We start from the raw sequence: 7,965 nt of genomic DNA, 5'->3' as shown, positions 1-7,965 counted from the left end.
GCGAGCAGGAAGGCAACACCCTGTCCTCCGCGGTGCAGCAGACCCTGACCTATGACCAGCTGGACAGCCGCATCAACCCGACCGACGGCTACCGGATCACGCTGTCGAACGAAATCGCGGGTCTCGGCGGCGACGTGCACTACTTCAAGACACAGCTCAGCGCCGACTGGTACTACCCGGTCACCGACTCCATGGTGCTGAACATCGGCGGCCAGCTCGGCAACATCATCGGCCTCGGCGAGGACGTCCGCATCAACGACCGCTTCTTCCTCGGCGGCAACTCCTTCCGCGGCTTCCAGACCGGCGGTATCGGCCCGCGCGATCTGGGCTCGAAGGACAAGGACGCCTTGGGCGGCAACAACTTCGCTCTCGGCTCGGTCGAGCTCAGCTTCCCGCTCGGCCTGCCCAGTGAATTCGCCCTCCAGGGCCACACCTTCACCGATTTCGGCACGCTGTGGGGTGTGAACGACAACGGCTCCGGCGTCGTCGACGACGCGGCGCTGCGCGCCTCGGCCGGTGTCGGCGTGTCCTGGGGCTCGCCCTTCGGTCCGATCCGGCTGGACTTCGCCTATCCGTTCGCCAAGGAGCACTACGACAAGCAGGAGCAGATCCACATCAGCTTCGGCACGCGATTCTGATTGGTGCGGCAGCGGCCCGCTTCCACGGTCGCACGACCCCTTCGCGGCGCCGGTTCCAGCCGGCGCCGCTTTCGTTGGTCAGCGCCCCGGCGTCGTGGTCGGGGTGCTGCCTCGGCTGGATGGGCGGGCGGCCGCCCTTCGCCAGCCGTGAGCAGAGAGAGCGCCCATGCCCGATCCGCGGTTCTTTCGCAGCGCCGGTCCATTCCCGCTCGGCCGCCTCGCCGAGATCGCCGACGCGACCCTCGCGCCCGGGGCTGACCCGGCGCGGCCGATCGTCAGTGTCGCGCCGCTCGACGCGGCCGGCCCCAACGACATCAGCTTCCTCGACAACCGCAAATATGTCGACGCCTTCGCCGCCAGCAAGGCGGGCGCCTGCGTGGTCGCCCCGGCCCTGGCCGACCGGGCGCCCGCCGGAATGGCGCTGCTGCTGACGCCGAAGCCCTACAAGGGCTATGCCCTGATCGCCCAGGCCTTCTTCCCGTCGCCGCTGGCCCGCCCTGGCATCGCCGCCACCGCCGCGGTCGACCCGACCGCTGTGATCGGCGAGGGGGTGGAGATCGGGCCGGGCGCGGTGATCGAGGCCGGGGCCGAGATCGGCGCGGGCTGCCGGATCGGCCCGAATGCGGTGATCGGCGCCGGCGTGGTGCTGGGCGAGCGCAGCGTGGTCGGGCCGGGCGCATCGCTGACCCACTGCCTGGTCGGGGCGCGGGTGACGATCTATCCCGGCGCCCGCATCGGCCAGGACGGCTTCGGCTTCGCCATGGATGCCGCTGGGCATGTGCGCCTGCCGCAGCTCGGCCGCGTCATCATCGAGGATGATGTCGAGGTCGGCGCCAACTCCACCATCGACCGCGGGGCTGGGCCGGACACGGTGATCGGCCGGGGAGCGATGATTGATAATCTGGTGCAGATCGGGCACAACGTGCAGGTCGGACGAGGCGCCGTCATCGTCGCGCAGGCAGGCGTGGCGGGGAGCACCAAGTTGGGCGATTTCGCCGTTCTGGCTGCCAAGGCTGGTCTCGCGGGCCATCTCACCATCGGTGCAGGGGCGAAGATCGCCGCGAATGCGGGGGTGATGCGCGATGTCGACCCCGGTGCGGAGGTGGTGGGATCGCCCGCCATCCCCAAGCGTCAGTTTTTCCGGCAGCAGGTCATGCTAGCGCGTCTAGCCGAAGGGAAGGGCGACTGAGATGGACGGAGCCGCCAGCGACAAGAAGAACATGTCGCAGCTGGACATCCTCAAGATCATGGAGTTGATCCCGCATCGTTATCCGATGATCCTGGTGGATCGCGTGGTCGATGTGGTGCCCAACGAGAGCTGCACCGGGATCAAGAACGTCACCATCAATGAGGGGTTCTTCCAGGGCCACTTCCCGCGCTACCCGGTGATGCCGGGCGTAATGATCGTGGAATCCATGGCGCAGACCGCAGCCGTTCTGGTGGTCGCGACCCTGGGCGAGAGCGCCAAGGGCAAGCTGGTCTATTTCATGACCGTCGACAACGCCCGGTTCCGCCGGCCGGTGACGCCGGGCGACAGCCTGCGGGTCCATGTCCGCAAGCTGCAGCAGCGCCGCAATGTCTGGAAGTTCACGGGCGAGGCCAAGGTCGACGGCACGCTGGTGGCGGAGGCCGAATTCGCCGCCATGATCATGGACGATCTATGAGCTCTGCCACCATTCACCCGATGGCCCTGGTCGACCCCGCGGCGAAGCTCGGGGCCGGAGTCAGCATCGGCCCGTTCTGCACCGTCGGCCCGGATGTCGAGTTGGGCGACGGGGTCGAGTTGATCTCGCATGTCGTCATTGCCGGCCGCACCAGCATTGGCCCGAAGACGAAGATCTTCCCCTTCGTCTCGCTCGGCCTGCCGCCGCAGGACCTCAAGTTCTCCGGCGAGAAGTCGCAACTGATCATCGGCGCCAACAACGTCATCCGCGAGCACGTGACCATGAATCCGGGCACGCGCGGCGACAAGATGAAGACCGTGGTCGGCGACAACTGCATGTTCATGGTGAACACGCATGTCGCCCATGACTGCATCCTCGGCAGCCACATCATCATGGCCAATAACGCCGTCCTGGCCGGCCATGTGACGATCGAGGACCATGTCATCATCGGCGGCAACAGCGCCATCCACCAGCATCTTCGCCTCGGTGCCCACAGCTTCGTCGGCGGCATGACGCCGGTGCGCAACGACATCATCCCCTTCGGCCTGGCGATCGGCGAGACCGCGACGCTGAACGGGCTGAACCTGGTCGGGCTGAAGCGCCGAGGTTTCACCAAGCCGCAGATCCAGTCGCTGCTGGCCGCCTACCGCACCCTGTTCGAAGGCGAGGCGCAATTCGCCGAGCGCATCGAAGAGACGCGGGAGAAATTCGGCGACAACGAGGTGGTGCAGCGCATCCTCGCCTTCATCGACGCCGATTCTGGCCGCAACGTGATGCAGCCCGCCCGCCGCCGGCATGCCGGATAAGCTTGGGATCCTGGCTGCCGCCGGCCCGCTGCCCGGGCGGCTGGTCGAGGCGTGCCGTCAGGCCGGACGGGACTTCGTGGTCGTCGCCTATCGCGGCATGACCGACCCGGCCCTGGTCGAGGGTGCGGATGTGCCGCATTTCTGGACCCGGCTGGGTGCTGCCGGCCGCTGGATCGACGAGCTGAAGCGCCAGGGCGCCCGCACGCTGTGCCCGGTCGGCAACATCCGCCGGCCGAGCCTGTTCGAGCTGATGCCCGATTTCAAGGCGGTGCGGATCCTGACCCGCATCGGCTTCTCCTCGCTCGGCGACGACGCGCTGCTGACTGCGCTACGCCGGGTGCTGCAGGAGGAGGGCTTCCACCTCGTCGCCCTGCATGAGGTGATCGACGACTTCCTGGCCAAGCCCGGCCTGCTGACCCGGACCGCGCCGGACGAGCTGGCGCAGGCCGACATCGCCAAGGCGCGCGAGATCGCTCGCGAGATCGGTCGGCTCGATATCGGCCAGGGCTCGGTGGTGCAGCATGGCTATGTCCTGGCGGTCGAGGCGGCAGAGGGCACGGATGCGATGCTGCGCCGGTGCGGGCCGCTGGCCCGGCCGGGCCCTGGCGGCGTGCTGGTCAAGGCCAAGAAGCCGCAGCAGGATGTCCGGCTGGATCCGCCGACGATCGGCGTCACCACGGTCGAACTGGCCGCGGCCGCCGGGCTGCGCGGCATCGTGGTCGAGGCCGGCGGCGCCATGATCATCGATTCCGAGGCGGTGCGACAGGCGGCCGACCGGCACGGGCTGTTCGTGCTCTGCCTGGCGGAGGGCGAATGACGACGTCGGCTCCGCACATCTTCCTGGTGGCGACCGAGCCGTCGGGCGACCTGATGGGCGCCAGCCTGATGGCGGCGCTGAAGCGCCGCTGCGGCGACGGGGTGCGGTTCAGCGGCGTCGGCGGCGCCCGCATGGCGGCGGAGGGGCTGCAGAGCCTGTTCCCGCTGGCCGACATCGCGGTGATGGGCGCGGTCGAGCTGCTGCCACAGCTGCCGCGGCTGTTCGACCGGATCCGCCGCACCGCCGAGGCGGCGCTGGCGGCGAAGCCGGACGCGATGGTGTCGATCGACGGGCTGGCCTTCAACGCCCGGGTCGCGGCGCGGCTGGCGGACCGGACCTTCCCGATCGTGCATTTTGTCGCGCCCAAGGTCTGGGCTTGGCGGCCCGGCCGGGCGCGCAAGCTGGCCGGGCTGGTCGACCACCTGATGGTGCAACTGCCTTTCGAGCCGCCCTGGTTCGAGCGGCACGGCCTGCCCACCACCTATGTCGGCCACCCGATCATCGAGACCGCGGCGGGGCAGGGCAACGGCGCCCGGTTCCGACAGGCGCATGGCATTGCGCCGGATGCCAAGCTGCTGACCGTGCTGCCCGGCAGCCGGCGGGGCGAGATCCAGCGGCTGCTGCCGGTCTTCGGGGAGACGGTGCGGGCGCTGGCGTCGCGGCACCCCGGGTTGCGCCTCGCCGTGCCGACGGTGGAGACTGTGGCGGCGCCGGTGCGCGCGGCGGTGGCATCCTGGCCCGGCAGCCCGATCGTGATCGAGGGTGACGGCGAGAAATACGACGCCTTTGCCGCCAGCGACGCGGCGCTCGCCGCCTCCGGCACCGTTGCGCTGGAACTGGGGCTGGGGCGGGTGCCCAGCATCATCGCCTATCGCGTCAATCCGCTCTCGGCCTTCGTCGTCCGGCGCATGCTGACGACCAGATACGCCAATCTGGTCAACATCATGTTGGACCGGCCGGCGGTGCCGGAACTGCTGCAGGAGAACTGCACGCCGGAGAAGCTTGCCCAGGCGGTGGACCGGCTGCTGACCGATCCGGCTGCGGTGGCTGCCCAGCGTTCGGCCTATGACGAGGTGGCGCGGATGATGCTGCTACCGGACGGCGCGGTGCCGGGCGACCGGGCGGCCCAGGTGGTGCTCGACGTGATCGGGCAGGGGCGTCGGGCCTGATCCCGACCGATCAGCAATTGCCTTTTTTGGCCTGCCCCGGCGGGCAGAAATTGTTGCCGTAGCCGCCGCGCGGATGACCGTCTCCGACATAGACGCAACCGCTCACCAAGCCTGCCGCGACCAGCAGAACGCAGATCAGTTTTGTCATGAGGCTCTCCGCGGCGGTGTCGGATGGCGGCGCATCGTCAAAGGCCGGAGGCATGGGATTCGTTCCCGATCCGGACCGCGGAAGACCGAATTTCAGGAGAACAGGTAGGTCAGCAGCGCCGCGCCGGCGAGGACCGCGAGAATGGCGGCGGTAGCGCGGAGCTTGGCGCGCAGCGGTGCCCGGTTTGTGTTCGCGGCCCGGGGTACCGGCCGCGGTATGGTCGAAATGCCGACCGGCCGGCCCGGGCGCCCTGGGGCGCGCGGGCCGGTGCGGTCGATCCGGGTGTTGCCCGGTTTAGCCACGCTCGCTCAGCGATACGAAGTCGCGCGGCGTGTGGCCGGTGAAGAGCTGGCGCGGCCGCCCGATCTTCTGGTGCGGGTCGCCGATCATCTCGGTCCACTGCGCGATCCAGCCGACGGTGCGGGCCACGGCGAACAGCACGGTGAACATGCTGGTCGGGAAGCCCATCGCCTTCAGGATGATGCCCGAATAGAAATCCACATTCGGGTACAGCTTGCGCTCGACGAAGTACTCGTCCTCGAGCGCGATCTTCTCCAGCGCCATGGCGAGGTCGAGCAGCGGATCCTTGATCCCGAGTTCCTCCAGCACCTCGTAGCAGGTGGCGCGCATCACCTTGGCGCGCGGATCGTAGTTCTTGTAGACGCGGTGGCCGAAGCCCATCAGCCGGAACGGATCGTCCTTGTCCTTGGCGCGCTTGACGAACTCGCCGACGCGGTCCTTGGTGCCGATCTCGCCCAGCATCTTCAGCACCGCCTCATTGGCGCCGCCATGGGCCGGGCCCCACAGCGAGGCGATGCCGGCGGCGATGCAGGCGAAGGGGTTGGCGCCGCTGGAGCCGGCCAGGCGCACGGTCGAGGTCGACGCGTTCTGCTCGTGATCGGCGTGCAGGATCAGGATGCGGTCCATGGCGCGGGACAGCACCGGGTTCACCTTGTACGGCTCCGCCGGCACGGCGAAGGTCATGTACAGGAAGTTCTCCGCGAAGCTCAGGTCGTTGCGCGGATACATGAAGGGCTGGCCGATCGAGTATTTGTAGGCCATGGCCGCCAGGGTCGGCAGCTTGGCGATCAGCCGGTGCGACGCGACCTCGCGCTGCCGCGGGTCATGGATGTCGGTGGAATCGTGATAGAAGGCCGACAGCGCGCCGGTGACGCCGCACAGCACCGCCATCGGGTGGGCGTCGCGGCGGAAACCGCGATAGAAGTGGTGGATCTGCTCATGCACCATCGTGTGGCGGGTGATGGTGTGCTCGAACTCCGCGGCCTGCGACGCGTTCGGCAGCTCGCCGTGGAGCAGCAGGTAGCAGACCTCGAGAAAGTTGCTCTTCTCCGCCAGGTCGTCGATGGCATAGCCGCGATGCAGCAGGACGCCCTCGTCGCCGTCGATGAAGGTGATCTGGCTGTCGCAGGAGCCGGTCGAGGTGAAGCCGGGGTCGTAGGTGAACATCCCGGTCTCCGCATACAGCTTGCGGATATCGATGACGCTCGGGCCCATGGTCCCGTCGATCACAGGCAACTCCACCGACTTGCCGGTCGAGTTGTCGGTCAGCGTGACGGTCTTCTGCGCCACGGGGGTCTTCGTATCGGGCATGACGATGTCCTTGAGCGGGGGCTTCGTACTGGAAACGCAGGTCATCCGCTCCGTCGGCCGCGAGGATAGTCGCGCGGCGGAGCAAGATCAACGCGACTTGGGCCCTTCCAACGACAGATTTCGATCGCCTGTTTTTTAGGCTTTTTTGGAATTAAGAAGATATATCAACGGCTTGTCGGCGGCCCTTAAGAACCGTCGGCAGCTTCGCGGATCCGGCGCAGCGCCTCGTCCCGGCCGAGGATCGCAGCCACCTCGAAGATACCTGGTGACACGTTCGATCCGGTCAATGCCGCACGCAGCGGTTGTGCCACCTTGCCCAGCTTCAGCCCCTCGGATTCGGCGATCCGGTTGACCTCGGCTTCCAGCGCCGCCTCGGTCCAGTCGTTCAGGCCGGACAGGGCCGTGAACAGCCGGCCCAGCAGGGCGCGGGCGTCGCCGGTCAGGATCTTCAGCGCCGCCTCGTTCATCGGCAGCGGGCCGGAGCGAAGGTAGAACAGGGCGCTGTCGGCCAGCTCGACCAGCGTCTTGGCGCGCTGTTTCAGCCCGGTCATGGCCAGCAGCAGGATGGCACGGTCGGCGTCGTCCAGCGACCGGCCCAGCGCGGTCTCCAGATTCGGCGTGATCCGCTCCAGCAGCTCGGCGTCCGGCGTCTCGCGCATGTAGATGCCGTTGAGGTTCTCCAGCTTGGCGAAGTCGAGCCGCGAGGGCGACCGGCCGACGCCGTCGAGGTCGAACCACTCGATCGCCTTCTCGGTCGGGATCACCTCCTCGTCGCCATGGCCCCAGCCGAGCCGCAGCAGGTAGTTGCGCAACGCCGCCGGCAGGTAGCCCATGTCGCGGTAGGCCTCGATGCCCAGCGCGCCGTGCCGCTTCGACAGCTTGGCGCCGTCTGGCCCGTGGATCAGCGGGATATGGGCGAAGTCCGGCGCCGGGGCGCCGATCGCGTTGTACAGCTGCACCTGGCGGAAGGTGTTGGTCAGGTGGTCGTCGCCGCGGATCACCTGGGTGATGCCCATGTCGATGTCGTCGACCACCACCGACAGCATGTAGACCGGCGTGCCGTCGGCCCGCAGCAGCACCATGTCGTCCAACTGGTCGTTCTGCACCGTGAC

At 68.2% G+C, this 7,965-nt stretch carries 10 protein-coding genes; 6 read left to right on the top strand and 4 right to left on the bottom strand.

Annotated features, from left to right (window positions below; genetic code table 11):
* The 6 genes from ABDW35_RS26745 to lpxB all read left to right on the top strand — a co-directional run.
* A partial coding sequence (locus ABDW35_RS26745; RefSeq protein WP_343716902.1) for a BamA/TamA family outer membrane protein occupies positions 1–638 on the top strand: 638 nt, incomplete at its 5' end.
* A 166-nt stretch (positions 639–804) separates the two neighbouring features.
* Positions 805–1,827, top strand: a complete 1,023-nt coding sequence (lpxD, locus tag ABDW35_RS26740) for a UDP-3-O-(3-hydroxymyristoyl)glucosamine N-acyltransferase (protein ID WP_343716901.1) — start codon at positions 805–807, stop codon at positions 1,825–1,827.
* A gap of 1 nt (position 1,828) precedes the next feature.
* A complete protein-coding gene (gene fabZ / locus ABDW35_RS26735; protein WP_343716900.1) occupies positions 1,829–2,302 on the top strand; it encodes a 3-hydroxyacyl-ACP dehydratase FabZ in 474 nt (157 codons plus the stop codon).
* On the top strand, positions 2,299–3,108 hold the full coding sequence (gene lpxA / locus ABDW35_RS26730; RefSeq protein ID WP_343716899.1) for an acyl-ACP--UDP-N-acetylglucosamine O-acyltransferase: 810 nt from the start codon (positions 2,299–2,301) through the stop codon (positions 3,106–3,108). Before fabZ ends, lpxA begins: the two co-directional genes overlap by 4 nt.
* The gene (gene lpxI, locus ABDW35_RS26725; RefSeq protein ID WP_343716898.1) at positions 3,098–3,925 is read left to right on the top strand and encodes a UDP-2,3-diacylglucosamine diphosphatase LpxI; all 828 of its coding nucleotides are present in this window, start codon (positions 3,098–3,100) and stop codon (positions 3,923–3,925) included. The genes lpxA and lpxI overlap by 11 nt, the downstream gene beginning before the upstream one ends.
* On the top strand, positions 3,922–5,094 hold the full coding sequence (gene lpxB, locus ABDW35_RS26720; protein ID WP_343716897.1) for a lipid-A-disaccharide synthase: 1,173 nt from the start codon (positions 3,922–3,924) through the stop codon (positions 5,092–5,094). Before lpxI ends, lpxB begins: the two co-directional genes overlap by 4 nt.
* Positions 5,095–5,104: 10 nt before the next feature.
* On the opposite strand, the gene ABDW35_RS26715 is transcribed toward lpxB, so the two are convergent.
* From ABDW35_RS26715 to ABDW35_RS26700, 4 genes are all read right to left on the bottom strand, one after another.
* Entirely contained in the window at positions 5,105–5,242 is a 138-nt protein-coding gene (locus ABDW35_RS26715) for a hypothetical protein (RefSeq protein ID WP_343716896.1), read from the bottom strand.
* A gap of 92 nt (positions 5,243–5,334) precedes the next feature.
* On the bottom strand, positions 5,335–5,544 hold the full coding sequence (locus ABDW35_RS26710) for a hypothetical protein (RefSeq protein WP_343716895.1): 210 nt from the start codon (positions 5,542–5,544) through the stop codon (positions 5,335–5,337).
* Positions 5,537–6,853, bottom strand: coding sequence for a citrate synthase (locus ABDW35_RS26705; protein ID WP_343716894.1), 1,317 nt, complete (start codon positions 6,851–6,853; stop codon positions 5,537–5,539). The genes ABDW35_RS26710 and ABDW35_RS26705 overlap by 8 nt, the downstream gene beginning before the upstream one ends.
* A 185-nt stretch (positions 6,854–7,038) precedes the next feature.
* Positions 7,039–7,965: glutamate--tRNA ligase family protein (locus tag ABDW35_RS26700; protein WP_343716893.1), on the bottom strand; the 927-nt coding region annotated here is incomplete at its 5' end.

This window comes from Inquilinus sp. (assembly GCF_039594555.1).
Classification (GTDB): Bacteria; Pseudomonadota; Alphaproteobacteria; order DSM-16000; family Inquilinaceae; genus Inquilinus.
Note: the sequence above shows the minus strand (reverse complement) of the source record. Positions and strands in the feature narration are given on the sequence as shown.

Excerpts from the sequence above, each read along its gene's own strand:
- lpxD (WP_343716901.1), top strand. The coding sequence starts at position 805 with ATGCCCGATCCGCGGTTCTTTCGCAGCGCCGGTCCATTCCCGCTCGGC.
- fabZ (WP_343716900.1), top strand. The coding sequence starts at position 1,829 with ATGGACGGAGCCGCCAGCGACAAGAAGAACATGTCGCAGCTGGACATC.
- lpxA (WP_343716899.1), top strand. The coding sequence starts at position 2,299 with ATGAGCTCTGCCACCATTCACCCGATGGCCCTGGTCGACCCCGCGGCG.
- lpxI (WP_343716898.1), top strand. The coding sequence starts at position 3,098 with ATGCCGGATAAGCTTGGGATCCTGGCTGCCGCCGGCCCGCTGCCCGGG.
- lpxB (WP_343716897.1), top strand. The coding sequence starts at position 3,922 with ATGACGACGTCGGCTCCGCACATCTTCCTGGTGGCGACCGAGCCGTCG.
- ABDW35_RS26715 (WP_343716896.1), bottom strand. The coding sequence starts at position 5,242 with ATGACAAAACTGATCTGCGTTCTGCTGGTCGCGGCAGGCTTGGTGAGC.
- ABDW35_RS26705 (WP_343716894.1), bottom strand. The coding sequence starts at position 6,853 with ATGCCCGATACGAAGACCCCCGTGGCGCAGAAGACCGTCACGCTGACC.